This window comes from Streptomyces sp. NPDC032126 (assembly GCF_055580085.1).
In genome coordinates this window covers 1-18,388 of the sequence record NZ_JBVIMA010000017.1, presented here as the reverse complement: position 1 = coordinate 18,388, position 18,388 = coordinate 1, and the positions used below count along the sequence as shown (strand labels likewise).

The window sequence follows — 18,388 nt, the reverse complement described above, 5'->3', positions numbered from 1 at the left end:
GCGGCGCCCAGGCGCCCTCACTCGTCCTCACCGTCCTCGGCCTGCCACCGCGCCCGCATCTCGCCCAGCCGATCGGCCCGGCGCTGAGCCTCTTGCGCGGGCTGGCTCTGCCGCAGCAGATCCCGCATCCGGGCACGCGCCTGATCGCGCGGGCTGTCGCGGACGCTTCCCGCGCCGGGGAGGCCCGGGACCGTTCTTGGTGCAGGGTTTGCCGGGCGCGTGGTTCTGCCGCCCGCGAGGCCGTCTGGGGATGCTGGCGCGGTCGGCCGAGCCGGGGTCGGCTCTGCACGACCTGGAGGCCGGCCGGAAGGCGTTGGACGCGCAGGGGCTGCCGGGCGGGCAGACGTTACCGGGCTGGCTGCGGTCGGCAGGCGGCGGCCGGCGAACGTGATACTCCCGCCCCGGTCGTCGTTCTCCCGCAGCACACGCGCCACCTGCCGCCCGGCACCGGCCCAGGCACGGCCGTCCTCCCGGATGGTGTTGCCCCACACCCGCACCTGCTGGCGGGCATCCTGGGCGTAGCGCGAGCCCCCCGCCCGGGCCCGGCGGACGCCTGCCGGCAGCCCGAGCGTCGCCCCGTACGCGGCCCGGCCGCCCCGGTTCAGGATGCGGTAACCGCGAAGGCGCACCAGCCGGTTGTGGGCGCGGGTCGACAGCAGTGTGCGGTCGCTGTTCTGGTCGTGCAGCACCTGGCCGGTGGTGCGGTCGATGACCTGCCCCTGCTCGTTGCGGTAGCGGTCGGGCGGGCCGGAAGGCCGGCGCGGTCCCGCGCCGCCAAAACCACCACCCCGGCCGTCGTCCCCGCCATCCGGCGGACCGCCCGGGCCCGCGCCAAGGTCGCCGTCGGCGGTGGGCTTTTGCCACTTGGCCAGCTGCTCCCGATCCGGGCGGCGGCCGACCAGCAGCCAGTTGGCGCCCCGGGCACCGAGCCGTGCGCCCAGCCCGCCCACGGCCGCGGCCGCGGTCAGCGGGGCCAGACCGCGGCCGGCTTCGGCCGTGGCATCGGCGACGACCCTGCCGGTGTCCAGCGGCATGCCCGCGCCGTCGAGCAGCGAGGTGAGCGCGCCCATCAGCCGCTGCCGGGTGCCGAGCATCCCGAACCTGCCGCCGCCCCCGCTGGTGAAGGCGCGCAAGCCTGCGCCGTAACCCCCGAGCGCGGCGGGGGAGTTCATGGCGAGCGCGGCGCCGAGCTCGGAGGTGTCGCCCGGCAGGTGGGTGCCGCCGACCTTGGCGTAGCGCATCCGCATGGCCATCCGCCGGCCGAAGGACGTGATGCCGGTCATCAGGCGGCGGTGCCCGGCCGCGCCGGCGATGGCGAGGACGTCGATGAGCAGGATCCGCTCCACCATCAAGTCGGGGCCGGCGGTGACGGTCGCGTCGATGGCGATACCGAAGAACGGGATGAACGCGCAGATGCCGACCATGGCGAGGATGGCGATGCCCCACAGGGACAGCCACTTCCACACCGACTGACGCGCGGGCCCGGGCAGCATGCCCGCGACGAAGGTGATCCCCCCGGCGGCCGCGGCCGCCGCGCAGACCGCCTGGGTGCCCAGCAGCACGATCGCGCTGGACAGCAGCATGCCGCAGATGAAGAACGCCCCGATCAGCAGCAGGAAGGCACCTCCAAGACGCCACCAGGTGGGCTTCTTCGCGTACTCGGCGCACGCCTTGCCGACCGGCCCGGCCTTTTCCATCGCGTCCATGAAGGCGTCGAACTCGACCTGCTCCTGAGAGGGCTTGGACGCCGCGCTGAGAACGTCGCCGCCGCTGGTGATGAGCGACGAGCCGTCATCCGCCTGGGATATGTCCGGGACGGCGGGCTTGGGGTCGTAGGCCTTCTCGCAGTACTTCCTGGCCTCGGCCGGGATCCGGTCGCACCGCTTGTCATGAGGAGCTTCGCGGTCCGCGTCGGGCTTGAACCCGCCGAGCACCCACTTCAGGTGGACGGCGTAGGCCTGGCGGTCGGAGGCCTTGGCCGGGTCGAGGATGCGCCCGTACTGCAGCAGCATGTACGGCTTGACGATCAGCGCGTTGGTGATCGAGTCCTGCAGAGGCCGGGCCACCTCCTCGGCCGTGACCGGGGACTGGCCCTGCTCCTCGAGGCACTTTGCCTCCTGACGGCCGGCCATGCCGTCGCACGGGTTCTTGCTGGCGATCTTGCCGCCCCAGTCGTAGGAGTTGACGCTCTGCTGGGCGACCTCGGCCGCCACCTGCTGGCCCTGTCCCAGCGGGCCGCTTTGGGCGAGGAGGTAGTCGGGGCGGACGAACACCGACGCGGCGAGTGCCCCGATCAGCAGGGTCAGGAAGATCTCGCCCAGGCCGCGGCCCACCCGCCCGCGCACGATCATGAAACCCGCGAACACGAAGGCCCAGGCCAGCAGAAGCCCCTTCAGCCCCAGGGAGTCGACGACGATGCGGGTATAGGTGTCGGCGGTCTTCTGCGCGGGATGGGTGAGGATCTTCAGCAGCGGGAACCGGAACGCCAGCTCGACCGCCCACCCCGCGAGCCCCACCAGCAGCCGGATCAGCATGAACAGCCCTGACAGGGCGAACGCGAGGGACTGGGTACGGAAGGAGAAGATCGAACCCCCGTCGGCGTTCAGCTCGTAGCCGTTGATCGGCGCTCCTTCGGAGCTGGTGAGGTTCAGCGGCGCCAGAAGGTCTCCGCTCTCACTGCTCGCGTCGGCCGCATACACGACCTGGCTGTTCACCAGGACGAACACGCCGGTGAGCAGCACGACGAAACCGGCTGAACGCAGGGCTGCCCGGTCTGGACGGAACATCTCAGGCCCGTCCTTGCCTCGTCGGTGTTCGGCGCCGCCAGAGCACGAGTGCACCGATGGCCGCTGCAACCGGCAGCAGCTTCCATGCGGCGGCGTCACCGCCGGCCCGGATGGATCCGGCGCTCGTGGCGTGGCGGCCGCGCTCGCAGTACGCCTTGGCGGGACCGGCTATCCGATCGCACGTGTCTGCGGGTGCCTTGGCGTCACCGGTGGAGAAGGCGTGTCCGGTGCTCGGCCACCAGGGCTCCGGCAGGCTCGCCCCGAGAGCCAGGACGAGCAGGCCGACGGCGACGCCGATCGCCGACAGAGCGCTGGCGGCGGCGGCAAGACGCCGGGCACGGCTGGGTGCGAAAGAGGTCATGGGAGATTCCTTCAACGCTCGCCCGTGGCCGCGTCGGCGAGCGACGCGGACCCTGGCGGGGTGGAGCGGGGACCCGGTGTGGTGGTGATGGAGGAGGAGATCCGCTCGATGCGGGGGATGACGACCTTGATGCGGCCGGTGTTCTGCCGGGGGCACGCCAGCAGGAACTCACCTTCGCGGCCCTTGTGGCCGACGGGGGACAGGCCGGTGGTCACCAGCCGCAGCAGCTCCGGGTCGTTCGGGTCGAGACCGACGAACTCCAGCCCGCGGCGGGCGCGTTCGCGGTCGGTGGTGCGGGCGAGTGCGCGGTAAGCCATCAGGCCGCGGTCGGGACCCAGTTCGAGGGAGTCGTGGGAGGCGGCGAGCAGGCCGGCGCCGTGCTTGCGGCCGTCGTGGAGCATCTCGTGGACCAGGGCGGTGCCCTCGGCCGACGAGGTCAGCCAGTACAGCTCGTCCAGCACCATCGCGGTGAACCGGTCGGGGTCCTCGAACGCGGTCTGCCGGGCGAGCGCGGCGATCAGGTAGAGCACGGCGCGGCCGATGAGGGCCTCCAGCGGCTGCTGGTGCAGGACCTCCGGCTTGTCGAACGCTGCCTTGGGCGGCAGTTTCAGACCGGTCGTGGTGATCACGATCATGTCGGAGGTGCTGGAGGCGTCCAGCCGTACCGGCGGCAGCGTCGGGTCGAACACCATCGCGGCAAGGGGGTTGCCGGCCACGACGCGGATGAGGCCGGCGAGGGTGGCGGCCGCGTCCTGCCGCTTGCCCGCTTGCGTCCCGGCCATTTCGTCGAGGACCTGAAGGACACGGTGCATGGAGGGGGCGTCACTGGCGGCGGCCCGCTCGACGGCATGGTGCAGGATCTCCCCGTTGGTGCTCATCGGGCCGATACCGAGCTGGAGCGTGAGGTAGGACAGGGCGTAGTGGCGGCCTTCGGGCCCGTCGAACATGCGCAGCGGGTCGATGGACACCTCGGCCCGGGCGGCGTCGATGACCTGGACGCGCCCTTTGGCGGCGGTGCGGGCGAAGGTCGCCCATTCCCGCACCGGGGTGCGGTCGATGCAGATCGCGCACCCGCCCCGCGCCCACACCGCCTCCGCGATCAGCTTCTGCAGCACGCTCTTGCCCGCGCCGAGATCCCCGACGATCCCCATCGACGCGGAAGCGTCCTGCTTCGGCGCGTCCGCCACGTTGATCATCACGGGGCGGGTGGTGCCGCAGTCCAGGTCGATACCGAGGAACATGCCGTTCGGGTCGCCGACCTCCGCAGCCGTGAAGGCCCCACCCATAGCCCAGTCCTCGCTGACCTGATGCTGGGTGAACTCCCGCACCACGCCTGGGCGCACCGTGCCGGGCAGGCCCAGCGTGAACAGGGCCTCCTGCAGGCCGGCCGGGCGCACGGCGCGGTAGTCGGCGCTGGCGAGCAAGGCGGCCAGGGCGCGGGCCCGGGCGTCGCAGACGGCGGCGGTCGGGCCCCACACCGTCAGCACGGTGACGGACTGGACCTCGACTTCCACGCTGGTGCGCGACAGGCGGGCGTCCAGCTCGCCGAGGTCGCGGGCGGCCTCGGTCAGGGAGGCAGGCATGCCGGTGGGGCGGGCGTCGTACTGGTCGGCCTGGTCGACCAGCTCGTTCTTCTTGCGCCGGACCTGCCCGCGGGCCTTTTCCGCGGGCACCAGGGTCAGGTCGACGGTGTAGTCGACGGGGAAGTCGAGCAGCTCCAGCTGGGCGAACAGGTCGGCGGCGTCCTGGCCGACGGCGGGCGGGCACTCAGCCAGCGCCAACTGCGCCTGGTAGCCGATCCCGGTGTCGGTCTCGACCTGCAGCCAGCGCCGCCCGAGCGGGGAGCCGGTGTTCAGGCGCCACCAGGCGTTGCGGCTCTTGAGCTCGTCGACGTCGTCAAGGTCGGGGTCGATACCGCCTTCCTGCAGGCGGACCTGGCCGAGATCGGCGTAGCTGGGCGAGCGCAGTACGCCGTCCCGGATGTGCCCGCCGTACAACTCGCTGCTCTCGGCCTCGGCGAGCAGCGGCTCGGCAAGGCCGCGGTGGAGGGCGTGCTGGATCATCCACACGATCTCCGCCGGACGGGCCGGGCGAAAGGCGACGCCGCCCGCGAGCGCGGCCTCCACCCGCAAGGCCTGCTCGCGGTAGGCGCTCACCTCGCGCCGGGCCACTGGCGCCGGCCGCAGGCCCAGCATCGGCGCGACCTCGGCCCACGCCGCACCGAGGGACGCCGACACCTGCAGGCCCGCGGTCTCGGTCTGCAGGGGCACGGCCAGCCACAGCGTGCGGCGGTGCATCTCCTGGTCGTCCAGCAGGTCCAGGGCGGCCTCGACATTCTCCACCCACGGATGCCGGCCCGCCCCTGGTGCCTGCTCGGCGGGCTCGATGCCCTCGATCATGCGCAGAGCGATCTCACCAGGGTCGACCTGCGCGCACAGCCCGAACAGGCGCGGCGCCCCGGACAGGGAACGGATCAGGTGTGTGGTCTTGGCGAGCTGTTCGTCACGGACCGCGGCAGGCACATGGGTGCCCTGGACGGTCTCCTCACGTCGTCCCCGCGCGTCCGGCCCGGGATGCAACCGGTAGAGGGCCCACACGGGGCCCTGTGTCGACCACACCAGGTGTCCGGCGATGTGCCGGATCGGAACCCTCACCGCACACCCCCGCCCTGCCCGGTGAGAGCGAGCAACTGCTGCACACCCGACACCGGACGCACCGACACTGCGGGAGCAGCCGTCTGCCTGCGGTGGCGCGTGGACGAGCGACCCGCGGCAGGGCTCGGATGCGGCGCCTGGGGAGCACGCTGCACAGCCGCACGAGACGCGGGCGCCGCAGCGAGCGCGGACGCGTCCTCGATCGTGCAGCCGCCGAGCAGGGGGTGGGACCCGCGGTCGCGGGCGGCCCGCCCGCCGATCCGTCCTCCTCGGGGCTGCCGGCCCAACAGCACCCAGCCCCATGCGGCCTGTATCGGGGCACGCCCCCGGATTTTGGGTTGCCGGACGGTCCAGATCGTCCCCAGCCAGGCCACGAGCGGAACCGGCCCCATCCACGACCACCAGTGGATGGTTTTGATGAGGAGGAAGCCGCCGGTGACGGCGATGCCGATCTGGGCGGGTGTGTAGGGGCCGAGGGGGATTTTCCAGTCGGCGACTTTCCCGAGTACCCAGGGGTGGCGGCGGGCGGAGGTGTAGTAGCGGCTCACCCGGTCTGCGGCCGCGGTCACAGCCGGCTCCCGGCGCCGGGCGAGTGGTTGCGGGGGGCCGGGAGTTCGGGCTGGATCATGCCCGGGGCGGCGGGTGCGCCCTTGGAAGGGTGCTTCACCTCGTCCTCGAACATGTTCGCGAGGCTGTCGCGCGAGTCGTAGAGCCCCAGCGCGATCACCATCAGCAGCAGGGCGCCGATGCCCGCCTTCAGAGAGAATCTCTGGATCATGATGGTGACGACGAGGACGAGCAGACCGGCCTGAAGTCCTTTGGTTGCCCAGTTCTGGAACATGGTGATCCAGGAGTTGCCGAGGTCGTCCAGCTGCCCGGCGTGCATCAGCGTGTGCGTGGTGTTGATGTTCACCGCGGACCGCCGTTCTGGGTGGTCCGGGACTCCAGGGCGGTGATTTCCCACCGGCGCGAGCGGGCTTTGAGGGTGAGTTCGTAGGCCAGTGGCCACCGGCCGTCGGTGTCCCGGGCCTGCACCTGGGCCAGGACGCGTACTTTCGTGCCGTCGGCCGGCACCTGCTCGGCGGCCGCGGCCGAGTCGGCTGACACCTGCTGGACGGAGACCGTCGTGTAGGGGGCGGGGGAGAGGGGCGGCAGGGTCACGCCGGGGGCGAGGTAGCGGTTGGCCTGGCCGGTGCCGGTGAGGTAGGCGGTGAGGAAGTCCCCGACGGCGGCAGATAGATCACCCTCGGGGACGGTCACGCCGTAGGGCGACGTTGCCGCCTGGGCCCGGGCCGGGCCGGCCACGACGCCGGGCGCGCCAGTGACCGCGAACGAGCCGCCCGCGCGGTCGGCGGTGACCGGCACGGTGTAGTAGCGCAAGCGCCCGTCGGCGTACTGCGCGGCCACGGTCACCGACCACGCCCGTCCGGAGTGCTGCGCGCTGCGCACCGCTGTCACGGACTGCGGCGCGGGCTGCGCACCCGGGGCCGGGTCGGGCAGTTCGATGTCGGGCGCGAGGGAGTGCGCAAGCCGCGCCTGCGCACTTGTCGCGTGCTGTGCGCTGCTGCGCAGCCACGCGCTGAGGAACAGCTGCGCATAGCCGCCCGGGTCGGCGGCCGGCGTGGTGCGCACGGTGGTGGGCTTGGCCGGGGCGGCCGCCTCGGCCGGGGTGGGGGTGGAGGCGACGGCGACGCACAGGGCGATCGGGCCGGCCGCGATGATGGTCCAGAGCGCCAGACGCGCAAGGCGTACGCGGCGGCGCATCGCCTCCAGCCGGGCGCCTGCGGCCATCGGAGCCGCAGCCTCGCTCTGCGGGGCATGCTGGGCAGGGGACATGGTCAAACTCCCGGGTCGGAACGGATGTTGCTGGCCTTGAGGAAACCCGCCGGCCCTGACCCGACCACCGACCATGACCCCCCGACCACGGTCACGAAGGGGACACGAAGCCTGTGGTCGGGCCTGTGGTCGGCCCGACCACGAGCCCGACCACGGGTTCCTTCGCGAACATCCGGGCGGCCAAGGGGGCCGGCACACCCGGCGCGGCCACCGGCCCACTGCGCGACCACCCTGTCGGCGGCCACCGAAGCCCGCGAACTGCTGCGCAGGCACGCGCCGCCCGGCCCACGATCGGCACCTGCGCAGTGCGGCATGCGGGCCTGCGCACCAGAGGAGGATGGACAGACCCAAGTACGCACTGCGCAGCCCCGCCCACGGCGACTGCGCACGGTCCTCGACCAGTTGCGCAAGCCCGGTTGCGCAACGGCCGTGCGGTGCTTGGCCATTGGGATCACACTGCCTGTGGTGGAGTGCCGATGGCCCCGCGGAGGACCTCTACGCTGATGCGGCTGCGCGCCGGGCTGAGGCGCGTGGTCGGCCCGACCATAGGCCCGGCCATGGCAGTTCGACGGCTGGGTTGCCGGATCGTCGCACGGGGACTGGGCGCGGTCCTCGACGGGTTGCGCGGCCTGGTTGCGCAACCGCCGTGCGGTGCTTGGCCGTCGGGATCACACCGCCTGTGGTGGAGCGCCGATGGCTCCGCGGAGGACCCCTGCGCCGGTGCGGTTGCGTACCGGGCTGCTGGAGGGCCGCCGGTTTGCCTTCGACAAGCGGTGGCGGCCGGCTGCCACCGAGGCGTGGCTTTGTCTGCGAAGAACGGGCTCTGGCTCAACTTCTGTGACGCGGCGATTCTCCGTCACGCTAATAGGACGCGCTTGCGGAGAAGTTGGTGTCCCGCCCGTCCGAACATCTGGCGCTTGAGCATCTTGATCCGGTTGACATGGCCTTCGACCGCGCCCGAGCGGCGCGGATGATCTCGGGGCCACGGTGGGCCGACCGCCGACCGCCGACCGCTGACCCGGCCGCGGGAGCGTGCGGCGTCCAGGCCCTCGCGGGTGCCGGAAACGATCGGCTCGCGGATGAACTGGGCGAGCGCGGCGAAGACGCGGAAGACGAGCCGGCCGCCGGGGTGGTGGTGTCCAGGAACTCGTGCAGCGAGCAGAACCCGATCATCCGGCGGCGCAGTTACCGACCATGTTCTCCAAGTCCTTGAAGGAGGGGCCGTAGCGGTCGAGCGCGGGGACCGCCAAGGTGTCGCCGGCGGCGAGGAAGGCGTGGCGGGCCTTGAGCTCGGGCCGGAGGTCGTCATTGTCGGACTTCTTGTCGGCGAAGATGCGTGGGCACCCGGCGGCGGTGAGTGTGTCGTTCTGGCGGTCGGGCTTTGGCCTGCCGGGTTCCCGGATCCGATCTTGGAGTGCACACAGATTTCTTGCCATAACTAGTTTGTGATGCAAAGCTGACGGTGTGACAGACGCATCGATGTCCTCTGCGGGCACTCCCCACGAAGTCCTCGCGGGTCTCGGCGACCTGACCCGCCAGGTCCGTGCCGCGCAGCGTGGCACCTGGTTCCCTCTCCTGCTGCTGGGCGTGCTCACACTGGGCGGGATCCTGGTCGGCCGCTTCACCTTCAAGGTCGAGACCGTTGCCTGCCCGGCGGGTGAAGCCGCGGCGGGCAGCGGCTGCACCCTGGTCACGCAGGGCTCGGCGGTCTACTGGCCCCTCGGGCTCGCCGTGGCCTATGCCGCGACGGCGTGCTTCTACATCCGCCGCTCCCGCAACCGCGGTGTCGGGACCCGGGTTGGGCCCTACGTCCTGACGGGGATCGTCTTGGTCGCCCTGGCGAGTGTCACCGCGATGTGGAGCCTGCGCCACGGGATGCCACAGCTCGGCGAACCGCTCGATTTCTGGGGCCTGCACCTCGACCCCGCCTCCGGGGTGACGAGGTTCCTCGAACGGTTCGCCGGGAACGCCATGGCCGTCGGGCTGCCGTTGCTGGTGCTGGCCTGGGTGGAGCGCAGCCGCGCCTTGCTGCTGCTCGCTGTGGTGTACCTGGCCATCGTGCTGGTGCCGCTGTCCACCGGCTGGGCGGGGATCCCGTTCACCTCGCCGTGGTCCGCGCTGCCCACTTTCGGCGTCCCCGGCGTGCTTCTCCTGCTCGGCGCCCTCGGTTTCGGCCTGGCCGAGCTGTCCGGCAGGCGTAACGCGTCATGACCGATCAGCCCGAGCAGCACCCCGTCACCGGCCTGGACGACGTGGTTCACCAGCGCGTGCGCCTCGGCATCCTCACCGTTGCCCATCAGGCGCGCCGGGTCGAGTTCGGCTTCCTGCGCACGGCGCTCGGCCTCACCGCCGGAAACCTTAGCCAGCATCTGTCCGTGCTGGAGAAGGCCGGGCTGGTGGAGATCGAGAAGGGCTACGAGGGCAAACGTGCCCGCACCTGGCTCTCCCTCACCCCCGCGGGGGAGCGCGCCCTGCGGGACGAGGTCACCCAGCTCAAGCGACTCATTCACCAGATCGAGCACGGCAGCTCAGCCCCCGAGTCCTGATCCGCATCCCGGCGAACCGTGGTGAGCCGTGAGCGGCTCCCGCCGGCGTCCGGCGGACCCGGACAGCACGCCGAACACCGTCCAAGAAACCCAGGGAGGACCCGTGAGCATCACACCGGTCACCACGACGGACATGACGCGCCGCCGCATGCTCGCAGCCGCACTGATAACGGGGTTAGGGGCCGCCGTGCCGATCAGCGCAGCGCGCCCGGCGTGGGCGGCTCCGACCGCCCCCGGTCTGTCGCGGCTCACGCTGCCCAGGCCCACCGGGCCGCACCCGGTGGGCACGGTGCCGCTCCACCTCGTCGACACCTCGCGTCCGGATCCTGCGGCCGGCCCAGGACATCATCGCGAGTTGATGGCCAGCGTCTGGTACCCCGCTTGCAAGACGAAGGACCTGCCGCGTGCTCCCTGGATGACCCAGGGTGCGCTGCGGGCGATTCTGGCGGACGTCGGCTTCCCCCTCGATCCCGCCCTCGGCCCACTCACCGCCGCACACGTGGGCGCACCCGTGCACCAAACGGGCTACCGCCTGCCCGTCCTCGTGTACTCGCACGGCGCGGGCAGCCATCGCGGCGACCACACCATCATGGTCCAGGAACTCGCCAGCCACGGCTACGCCGTGGTCACCGTCGACCACACGTACGACGCGTTCAGCGAGTTCCCCGACGGCCGACTCACCGTTCCGGCACAGGCCCCGCCGTTCCTGGGGCCCCGGGACTTCGCCACGGACCTCCGGTTCGTGCTCGACACCGTCGAGGCCATGGCCGCCGGGCACAACCCCGACGTCGACGGCAGGCCACTGCCCCAGGGGCTGCTCGGCGCCCTCGACCCGAGGTGCATCGGCGCGTTCGGCTGGTCGAAGGGCGGCACCGCCACCGCGCTCACCATGCTTGCCGACCAGCGCGTTGGCGCCGGGCTCAGTATCGACGGTCCGATGCAGCCGACCATCACCACCGACCTGGACCGGCCGTTCATGATGATGACCGCCTCGTTTACCCGGGCCGCCATGCCGGACGTCGCCGAGTTCTGGACACACCTTCGCGGTTGGCGGCTGAACATCCAGGCTGACGGGGCCATCCACAAGACGTACGGCGACGACGCGACACTGATCCCGCAAGCGGGCAAGGTCCTCGGCATGACGAGCCAGCAGATCCAGGACATGACCGGCACCCTCGATCCGACTCGGGCGGTCCGGATCCAGCAGGCCTACCCGCTCGCGTTCTTCGACCTACACCTGCGACACCGCCGCCGACATCTGCTCGACGGCCCGAGCGCGGCCTTCCCAGAGGTGAAGTTCATCCCGTAAGAGGCGTCGGGCCGCGCATTGCGCGGTCCGCCCAAGAGTCCCAGGAATGCCGTCGCCATCCGGGCGCGGCCTTCGCAAGGCCGGCTGTCCGCGTCCGCGCAGCCCTTCCGTTGCGCGATTGGCGCTCCTATCACTCGCCGTCGTCCTCCCCGCCGGTCGAGGGTTCGCGTAGCGGCCTGCGGCCGGCCTCCTGCGGGCGGAAAAACGCATAGCGGCCGGCGAAGTTGATGTGGTCAAACCGCAGCGGTGACAGGCGAGCCAGCAGGTCGTCGGTGCCGGGGAAGCCGCCAGCGGCGAGCTGCTTGACCGTCCGTCCAGGTAGAGGCTTTTCCACAGCGCTACGGCGTTCAGGGCCAGTCCCAGCGCGCCGAGCTGGTCCTTCATACCCTCGCGGTAGTTCTGCCGCAGCTCGCCGCGCTGACCCAAGAAGATTCGGGGCCGCGGACCAGGCAGCCACGACACTTGTGAGGGAACAAGTGCCAGCCCCAGATGGCTGGACCAAGACCTTCACCGATCCCCGCCTCTGCGCGGCTATCGTCGACCGTCTCACCTTCAACGGCACCGTCATCGAGACCGGCACCGACTCCTACCGTCTCGCCAGCACCCGAGCACGAGCCGAAGAACCTGCCAAGGTCGGCTGATTCACTGGAAGCCGACTCGGCCCGACGGTGCATCTGGCCGGGGATAGGGTCGTCGGATGCGCCAGTTCACAGATAGTGAAGCCTTGTCAGGGATCGTGCATGAGGCACTGGGGGCGGAGGCCCGCGTTGTCGGAGTGGACCGGTTGCGCGGCGGGAGCAAGAAGGGGGTCTACCGGGTTCACACGAGCGGATCACATGCAGCGAGTGTGATCGTCTACAGCTGGGCCGAGGCCGAGAACTTCTGGCCGGCTGCCGAAGCCATCGACGCGGCCTACCCGTTCGCTCCCGCCTCCGGGCTGGTCCCCTTCCTGGCGGCCCAGCGGAGACTGGACGGCCTTGGAGTCCGGGTTCCAGGGGTGCTTCTCGCTGACGACGGCCGACGTCGCTACCCGGCGGACGTGGCAGTTGTCGAGGACGTTGCCGGCGGCACGCTAGAAACGCTCCTGAAGACGGATCCCGCACGCGCATCACGTGCCTTGAGCGAGCTGGCCGCAATGCTCGACGTGATGCATCAGCAGCGCAGTCAGCACTACGGCAGGGTGGACGTGCTCGAACGGGGCGACAGAGCGAGTGGCGATTCATGCGAGCAACTGGTGCTCGAACGTGCCATCGAGGATCTCGCTGAGGCGGCCGAACGCAACCCCATCATCGGATCAGCCGCAGCTTCTTTGCACGATCGCTTGCAGGAGCTGGCCACACGAGTGGCTCCGCGTACGCAGCACGGACTGATCCACGGTGAACTCGGGCCCGACCATGTCCTGGTCGATGCCTCCGGCCATCCTGTCCTCATCGACATCGAGGGCCTGATGTTCTTCGATGTCGAGTGGGAGCACGTGTTCCTGCAGCTTCGTTTCGGTGACCAGTACGCGGCCTTGTCCCGCCCCGGACTCGATCCGGCACGGCTCGACCTCTACATGCTCGCGATGCGTCTCTCACTGGTGGCCGGCCCCCTTCGTCTGCTCGATGGCGACTTCCCGCACCGCACGGTGATGCAGGAAATCGCCGAGCACAACGCGAAAGAAGCACTGGCTCTGTTGGTCTCATAGCACCGCGTCCGCCACATACGCATCGCTTCCGCCGCTACATGCCTCGACGGCCAGCCGCCCTGACGGGCGGCTGGCCGTCCCACGTTCCCTCACTCACTCGGCAGTGCCGTCATTCTCCTCGACACTCACGAGCCGGCTGATCGACAACTGACTCCAGAACCGGTCGACAACCGCACGGCGGTGCCTGTACTGGGGGCCGGCCTGCCGGGCCCAGGCGTACCGAGTGCGGTAGGCCACCGAGCGAATCGGAGCACCGGGCCGGCTGCTGCTGAAGGCCGTGGCCACCGACGACAAGCGCCTGCTGCCGCGGCTGACGTGCCCGGTGTGGGGCGGCCCGATTATGCATAGCACGCCCCGGTCAGGTTGCGGCCCTCAGAGCTCTGTGGCCTCAACGCCGTGCTTGAAGAAGGTGAGGTACGGCGTAGTGCCGTCCTCCCGGTAGTTCAGGAGAGCGACCGCACCGTCAGGGTTCATGCTCTGGCCCGTGAGGAACTCGTAGTCCATGAAGTTGGCCTCCAGGACACGCTTGGCCAGGGCGGCCGACTCCTTCTCGAAGACCTCGACGGACTCCGGGGCCGTCTCAGTCAGCTTCGTCTTCACGGCCTTCAGGTAATGCGTGAGGTAAGCCCCGTACGACTTCTTATCGAACGTTGTCGGCCGCAGACTGTGCGCGAATACCACGTCGAGCACCGTTTTCATGCCGCCGGAGGGCCCTTCGACCTCGATCAACTTGCACTCGACTTCGTAGGCGCCCTCCGCCTCCTTGACGGGGAAGTCGTCGGTGAAAAGTTCGTCGCCGCTGATGATGTCGATGTAGAGCTGCATCGCCTCTGGGGTGCCTTTCTGAAGAAGCGGAAGCGCAAATCGGAGCTCGCCGGAGCGGCGCGCCGGTCTGGATGTTGACCCTTCGGCGCCCGCTGGCCAAGCACACTGCGCGATTGATCACTTCCGCAAGCTGCCAGCCGAAAGGTCACCCGTTCCGGTGCCCGCCAGCCGCCACAGGACAACCAGCGCCCCGGGAGCTGGCTCCGGTCGGCGCCGAGCCAACGCTCGAAGCCATCTGAGCAGTCCGGGCGCCGCGTGCGCCCTTGCCCTCGACGATGAACCGGCCCCACTGCCCGGACTCCCAGTGCACGTCCGAGACCCGCACGCCGCACACTCGGAGGCCCGCACCCCGGACAGGTACGCGATCTTCGCCATCACGTAGTGGCGGTAGGCCACTGCCTCCTTCCGCGCGGTCGGCAGAGCCTTGCGCCACCGTGCGAAGAAGTCGGTCATCGCCCGCTGCGACGGCGGCACGCGCAGGCCGAGGTCCCCACGGTGGCGTGGCCGGTTGAACGGATCGACGGGCGACTCGACCGCGGCGCCGAACAGGCGACTGATCTCCCCGGCGTACCGCTGTTCAAGGAACGCGTAGAAGCCGTCGATGTTGGTGATCTTCGCTCGCACCGTGGACCGCGCCCGCTTGCCCACGCCCGCGAAGTACCGGTCCAGGTGCTTTGGCTCGATCCGCCAGGGGACCGTTGCGTAGTGATCGCACAGCTCGATCACCGGCTTCACGAGTTTGTCGATGGTGCCCGGCATCAGCCCGGCGGCGTCCCTGGCCCACTGATACTCGGCCAGCACGTCCAGGAAGAACGCCCGCTCGTCCGCCGGATCCGACGACGCCGACCGCCGCCCGTGCAGCGTGAAGACATCGGCCAGAGGCATCCCGGAGTTCAGGGGATCATCGTTCTGTGGGGCATGCGTCGGCAGGAGCGCCAGGCGACGAGTTTCAGATTCCTCCACGGATCCGCAGATTAGGGCCGCTGCTCGCAGAATCTGCCAGTAATCACAGGAATCTCACGCCATCGGGTGACGAGTCGAACAGGCCTCGTTGACCTGCTGACTTGCGGCGTTTCTCCCACAGCGCGCCACTCCGGAACCCGTACGTGCTCCGGTTACGAAGTGGGCCGGCCACTGGTCGGCCGCCCGGGCCGCCTCGGCGTCGCGTCCTGAAGCCGGTTCTGTAGCTGCTCGAAGGCCAGCCGCCCCGAGGCGTCCCATACGACCAGCTCGCCGTCCAGGGCGGTCGCATCTGGCAGCTGCGCGGCCCGGGCCACCATCTCCGGGAACGCCGGCGCCATGTCGGTGCCGCGCCTGGAGCGCAGCACCCCTCGGCCCGCGTCGACGCAGACGGCCGCCCGGAACCCGTCCTTCTCCAGACTGAGGCATGTCTCAGAGACACTGGTTCCCGATCTGCGGTCCGGTGGCGGTTCCCGGACGGCCTCTTCCATGGATTCGGTCAGAAGCCTGTGGGGTGGCCCCTCTGCCGCAAGGGGCCGCCCCGGGGTGGGTTAGCTGTCTGTCACTTGGACTGGAAGTTGGCGACGTGGTTGGTGCCGCGCGGTCGGCCGGCCTTGATCGGGCGTTAGATGCACCTCGGCAGTTTGCCTGTGCCACGAGGCCGGCCGTGCCCTTCTCAGTGGTGGCGCGGGCGAGGAAGCAAGGCGAACGCGCTCTCCGCGATCGAGGTCAGGCGGGCGGGACTGTTGCCGCACGCGCCTGCGACATCAATCCCGCGGATGATGGTCCACAGAAGGTGCGCGAGGTCGTCGGGATCCGCGTCGGGGTCGATGTCGCCGTTGCGCTGCGCCGCTCGCACACACTCGGCCACCGCCGTCACGACCACAGAGAAGCAGTCGTTGGCCAGGCGTTCCACCTCGGGGTCGGAGGCGCCGATCTCCAGGGCCATCTTGGCGGCGAAGCAGGCCGCCGCCGCCCGGTCAGGGGCGGGGGGGACGTCGGCGGCGAGTGGCACCCCGTGGACGGCGGCGCGGAGCAAGTAGCCGTGCAGTCGTTCCAGGGCGCCCTCGTCCGGTCCGGCAAGCGCCTTCGGCAGTTGCTCCAGCCGGGCGAAGTACACGGCCATCGCCTGCAGCAGCACGCCGTGCTTGTCGTCGAACGTGGCGTAGAGGCTGCCGCGGCCCAGGCCGGTGGCGGCGCTGATGTCGTCGACGCTCGTGCCGTTGTAGCCCGAAGCGCGGAACTGCCGCTCGGCGGCATGGAGGACGTGGTCGCGGTCGAAGCTTCGTGGTCTCGCCATACACAGAAGGTAAAGCCGACCTGCCGTTCTTGACAACTCAGTACAGAACCACCTAGGTTTCCGACTGTTCAGTACAGAACTGTCCTGAGCTCACCGGACAGGTTTGGTCCGGGCTTGCAGGACCGGTGCGGATGAGATCGACCTGAGCACAGGCCACCCCGCGCAGCGCAATGACGAAGCCATGCCCTCAACCGAAGGAACCACCATGCAGACAGCTCCCCCTGTGGCCCTCGTGACGGGCGCCTCCTCCGGGATCGGGCGGGCGGCGGCGCTCGCCCTGGTGGGCGCCGGCTTCGCGGTGGTCGGCACGAGCCGCAACGCGGCGAACGCCGAGCCGCTCGCCGGGGTGACGTTCCTCGATCTCGACGTGGCCAGCGACGAGTCGGTCCGCTCCCTGGTCGAGGAGGTGATCGAGCGGTTCGGCCGGATCGACGTCCTGGTCAACAACGCAGGCGTGGGCGCGGTCGGCGCCGGCGAGGAGAGCTCGATCAACCAGGCCATGGAGGTCTTCGACATCAACGTCTTCGGCGTGATGCGGATGACCAACGCAGTGCTGCCCCACATGCGCGCCCAGGGCAGTGGCCGCGTGGTCAACGTCTCCTCGGTACTCGGCCTGATCCCAGCCCCCTTCATGGCCGTCTACGCCGCCACCAAGCATGCGGTCGAGGGCTACTCCGAGTCCGTCGACCACGAGCTTCGCGAGCACGGCATCCGGATGCTGCTGGTCGAGCCGGCCTACACAAGTACGAGTTTCGAGGCGAGCAGCATGGCACCCGACTCGCCCGTGCCGATCTACGCCGCACAGCGGGAGGTCTCCCGAGACGTGCTGGCCACGGCCGTGCGCAACGCCGACGACCCGGGCGTTGTCGCGAAGGTGATCGTCGCGGCCGCCACCGATTCCAAGCCCAAGCTCCGGTACACCGCCGGCTCGATGGCCAAACGCGTCAGCGTCCTGCGCCAGATCGTGCCCTCGCGCGCCTTCGACAGCCAAATCCGCAAGCTCAACCGACTGGCGGGCTGACTCCGCAGTGCACCCGGCGCCTGAGGAGTCGCACGCGTCCAACAACAGAGACACCGAAGCCAGCCCACGACGGTCGCCGACTTCCTGGGCTCCCTGAACAGCTGATCCTCGTCCGACCACCGAGAACTCGAAGGGTTGACCGAACCATGACTGAAACAAGGAAAGGCAGGAGGCCGTGGCTGCGACGACTCCTCCGTACGTGAGCGACGCACTGGCCGAGGGGACCGTCGACGCGGTGGTGATCGGCGGGGGCGCCGCGGGGTTGAACGGTGCACTCATCCTGGCCCGCTCCCTCCGCTCGGTCGTCGTGATCGACAGCGGCTCCCCGCGCAACGCGCCCGCCGATGCCGTGCACGGCCTCCTCGCCCTGGACGGCACCCCGCCGTCCGAGATCCTTCGACGGGGCCGGGAGCAGGTGCGCCAGTACGGGGGACGCGTCGTCCACGGTGATGTGGTCTCGGCCGAGCCTGCCGCCCCGTCGGCAGACGGGGACCTGCGGTTCACCGTCACCCTGGCCGACGGCCGCCGCATCACCGCCCGCCGCGTCCTGGTGGCCACCGGCCTGAAGGATGTGCTCCCGGAGGTGCCCGGGCTCGCCAAGCACTGGGGGCACAGTGTGGTGCACTGCCCGTACTGCCACGGCTGGGAGGTGCGCGACGAGCCCATCGGCATCCTCGCCACCGGCCCGGCCTCCATCGGCCCCGCGTTGTTGTTCCGGCAGCTGACTGAGGACCTGACCTACTTCACCCACGGCACCGACCTGGACGAGGACACCCGCGCCCGCTTCGCCGCCCGCGGCATCCGCGTCATCGACACCCCGGTCACCGAGATCGTCGACGACGCGGACGGCGCCCTCGCCGGGGTGCGCCTGGCCGACGGCCAGGTCGTGGCCCGCCGCGTCCTCGCGGTCGTCCCGCAGGTGCAGGCCCGAACCCAGGGCCTGGAAGGACTTGGCCTGCCGGTGTGGGACCTGCCGAATGTGGGCCGCGGTTTCGCCTCCGGCTCGGACGGCGCCACCGAGGTGCCGGGTGTGTGGGTGGCCGGCAACGTCACCGATCCGGTCGCCCAGGTCGGGGCCTCCGCAGCGGCCGGCGCACTGGCCG

Annotated in this window: 18 protein-coding genes and 1 pseudogene; 7 read left to right on the top strand and 12 right to left on the bottom strand. The window is 70.4% G+C overall.

From position 1 onward, the window contains the following. Positions 1–17 precede the first annotated feature (17 nt). The 7 genes from ACZ5NW_RS36865 to ACZ5NW_RS36835 form a co-directional block, all read right to left on the bottom strand. Positions 18–2,786 carry a hypothetical protein gene (locus ACZ5NW_RS36865; protein WP_468748416.1) on the bottom strand — a complete coding sequence of 923 codons (2,769 nt, stop codon included), beginning with the start codon at positions 2,784–2,786 and terminating at the stop codon, positions 18–20. 1 nt (position 2,787) lies between these two features. After that, a complete protein-coding gene (locus ACZ5NW_RS36860; RefSeq protein WP_468748415.1) occupies positions 2,788–3,147 on the bottom strand; it encodes a hypothetical protein in 360 nt (119 codons plus the stop codon). 11 nt (positions 3,148–3,158) lie between these two features. Continuing rightward, positions 3,159–5,801 (bottom strand): ATP-binding protein, encoded by a 2,643-nt coding sequence (locus ACZ5NW_RS36855; RefSeq protein WP_468748414.1) that lies wholly within the window; start codon positions 5,799–5,801, stop codon positions 3,159–3,161. Then, positions 5,798–6,370, bottom strand: a complete 573-nt coding sequence (locus ACZ5NW_RS36850; RefSeq protein WP_468748413.1) for a hypothetical protein — start codon at positions 6,368–6,370, stop codon at positions 5,798–5,800. The genes ACZ5NW_RS36855 and ACZ5NW_RS36850 overlap by 4 nt, the downstream gene beginning before the upstream one ends. After that, positions 6,367–6,708, bottom strand: a complete 342-nt coding sequence (locus ACZ5NW_RS36845) for a hypothetical protein (protein ID WP_468748433.1) — start codon at positions 6,706–6,708, stop codon at positions 6,367–6,369. Before ACZ5NW_RS36845 ends, ACZ5NW_RS36850 begins: the two co-directional genes overlap by 4 nt. 2 nt (positions 6,709–6,710) lie before the next feature. Next, entirely contained in the window at positions 6,711–7,637 is a 927-nt protein-coding gene (locus ACZ5NW_RS36840; RefSeq protein ID WP_468748412.1) for a conjugal transfer protein, read from the bottom strand. 1,169 nt (positions 7,638–8,806) lie between these two features. Continuing rightward, positions 8,807–9,073 carry a recombinase family protein gene (locus tag ACZ5NW_RS36835; RefSeq protein ID WP_468748411.1) on the bottom strand — a complete coding sequence of 89 codons (267 nt, stop codon included), beginning with the start codon at positions 9,071–9,073 and terminating at the stop codon, positions 8,807–8,809. Between the two features lie 28 nt (positions 9,074–9,101). On the opposite strand from ACZ5NW_RS36835, the gene ACZ5NW_RS36830 reads away from it, so the two are divergent. The 3 genes from ACZ5NW_RS36830 to ACZ5NW_RS36820 all read left to right on the top strand — a co-directional run bounded on the left by ACZ5NW_RS36830 (position 9,102) and on the right by ACZ5NW_RS36820 (position 11,492). After that, the gene (locus ACZ5NW_RS36830; RefSeq protein WP_468748410.1) at positions 9,102–9,848 is read left to right on the top strand and encodes a hypothetical protein; all 747 of its coding nucleotides are present in this window, start codon (positions 9,102–9,104) and stop codon (positions 9,846–9,848) included. Beyond that, positions 9,845–10,183, top strand: coding sequence for a winged helix-turn-helix domain-containing protein (locus tag ACZ5NW_RS36825; RefSeq protein WP_468748409.1), 339 nt, complete (start codon positions 9,845–9,847; stop codon positions 10,181–10,183). The genes ACZ5NW_RS36830 and ACZ5NW_RS36825 overlap by 4 nt, the downstream gene beginning before the upstream one ends. Positions 10,184–10,286: 103 nt before the next feature. Beyond that, a complete protein-coding gene (locus ACZ5NW_RS36820) occupies positions 10,287–11,492 on the top strand; it encodes an alpha/beta hydrolase family protein (RefSeq protein ID WP_468748408.1) in 1,206 nt (401 codons plus the stop codon). Between the two features lie 130 nt (positions 11,493–11,622). Here ACZ5NW_RS36820 and ACZ5NW_RS36815 read toward each other — a convergent pair whose 3' ends face one another. Beyond that, positions 11,623–11,826, bottom strand: a complete 204-nt coding sequence (locus ACZ5NW_RS36815; RefSeq protein ID WP_468748436.1) for a hypothetical protein — start codon at positions 11,824–11,826, stop codon at positions 11,623–11,625. Between the two features lie 157 nt (positions 11,827–11,983). Between ACZ5NW_RS36815 and ACZ5NW_RS36810 the strand changes: the two are divergent. Then, positions 11,984–12,133, top strand: a pseudogene (locus ACZ5NW_RS36810) (ATP-binding protein); the annotation flags it as partial. Between the two features lie 56 nt (positions 12,134–12,189). Next, a complete protein-coding gene (locus ACZ5NW_RS36805; protein ID WP_468748407.1) occupies positions 12,190–13,179 on the top strand; it encodes a phosphotransferase family protein in 990 nt (329 codons plus the stop codon). 372 nt (positions 13,180–13,551) lie between these two features. On the opposite strand, the gene ACZ5NW_RS36800 is transcribed toward ACZ5NW_RS36805, so the two are convergent. From ACZ5NW_RS36800 to ACZ5NW_RS36785, 4 genes are all read right to left on the bottom strand, one after another. After that, positions 13,552–14,004 (bottom strand): translationally-controlled tumor protein, encoded by a 453-nt coding sequence (locus ACZ5NW_RS36800; protein WP_468748406.1) that lies wholly within the window; start codon positions 14,002–14,004, stop codon positions 13,552–13,554. Between the two features lie 117 nt (positions 14,005–14,121). Then, positions 14,122–14,967 (bottom strand): hypothetical protein, encoded by an 846-nt coding sequence (locus ACZ5NW_RS36795; RefSeq protein WP_468748405.1) that lies wholly within the window; start codon positions 14,965–14,967, stop codon positions 14,122–14,124. A gap of 152 nt (positions 14,968–15,119) precedes the next feature. After that, positions 15,120–15,455, bottom strand: a complete 336-nt coding sequence (locus ACZ5NW_RS36790; protein ID WP_468748404.1) for an ATP-dependent DNA ligase — start codon at positions 15,453–15,455, stop codon at positions 15,120–15,122. A gap of 185 nt (positions 15,456–15,640) precedes the next feature. After that, complete coding sequence (locus ACZ5NW_RS36785; protein WP_468748403.1) at positions 15,641–16,264, bottom strand: TetR/AcrR family transcriptional regulator; 624 nt, start codon at positions 16,262–16,264, stop codon at positions 15,641–15,643. 205 nt (positions 16,265–16,469) lie between these two features. On the opposite strand from ACZ5NW_RS36785, the gene ACZ5NW_RS36780 reads away from it, so the two are divergent. Both ACZ5NW_RS36780 and ACZ5NW_RS36775 read left to right on the top strand, forming a co-directional pair. Continuing rightward, positions 16,470–17,285 (top strand): oxidoreductase, encoded by an 816-nt coding sequence (locus ACZ5NW_RS36780; RefSeq protein ID WP_468748402.1) that lies wholly within the window; start codon positions 16,470–16,472, stop codon positions 17,283–17,285. 175 nt (positions 17,286–17,460) lie between these two features. Beyond that, positions 17,461–18,388 (top strand): NAD(P)/FAD-dependent oxidoreductase (locus ACZ5NW_RS36775; RefSeq protein ID WP_468748401.1); only part of this gene is annotated, 928 nt, incomplete at its 3' end.

What these genes read in the sequence shown, in the direction of transcription:
- ACZ5NW_RS36865 (WP_468748416.1), bottom strand. Translation starts at nt 2,786, where the DNA reads ATGTTCCGTCCAGACCGGGCAGCCCTGCGTTCAGCCGGTTTCGTCGTG.
- ACZ5NW_RS36860 (WP_468748415.1), bottom strand. Translation starts at nt 3,147, where the DNA reads ATGACCTCTTTCGCACCCAGCCGTGCCCGGCGTCTTGCCGCCGCCGCC.
- ACZ5NW_RS36840 (WP_468748412.1), bottom strand. Translation starts at nt 7,637, where the DNA reads ATGTCCCCTGCCCAGCATGCCCCGCAGAGCGAGGCTGCGGCTCCGATG.
- ACZ5NW_RS36835 (WP_468748411.1), bottom strand. Translation starts at nt 9,073, where the DNA reads ATGGCAAGAAATCTGTGTGCACTCCAAGATCGGATCCGGGAACCCGGC.
- ACZ5NW_RS36825 (WP_468748409.1), top strand. Translation starts at nt 9,845, where the DNA reads ATGACCGATCAGCCCGAGCAGCACCCCGTCACCGGCCTGGACGACGTG.
- ACZ5NW_RS36805 (WP_468748407.1), top strand. Translation starts at nt 12,190, where the DNA reads ATGCGCCAGTTCACAGATAGTGAAGCCTTGTCAGGGATCGTGCATGAG.
- ACZ5NW_RS36800 (WP_468748406.1), bottom strand. Translation starts at nt 14,004, where the DNA reads ATGCAGCTCTACATCGACATCATCAGCGGCGACGAACTTTTCACCGAC.
- ACZ5NW_RS36790 (WP_468748404.1), bottom strand. Translation starts at nt 15,455, where the DNA reads ATGGAAGAGGCCGTCCGGGAACCGCCACCGGACCGCAGATCGGGAACC.
- ACZ5NW_RS36785 (WP_468748403.1), bottom strand. Translation starts at nt 16,264, where the DNA reads ATGGCGAGACCACGAAGCTTCGACCGCGACCACGTCCTCCATGCCGCC.
- ACZ5NW_RS36780 (WP_468748402.1), top strand. Translation starts at nt 16,470, where the DNA reads ATGCAGACAGCTCCCCCTGTGGCCCTCGTGACGGGCGCCTCCTCCGGG.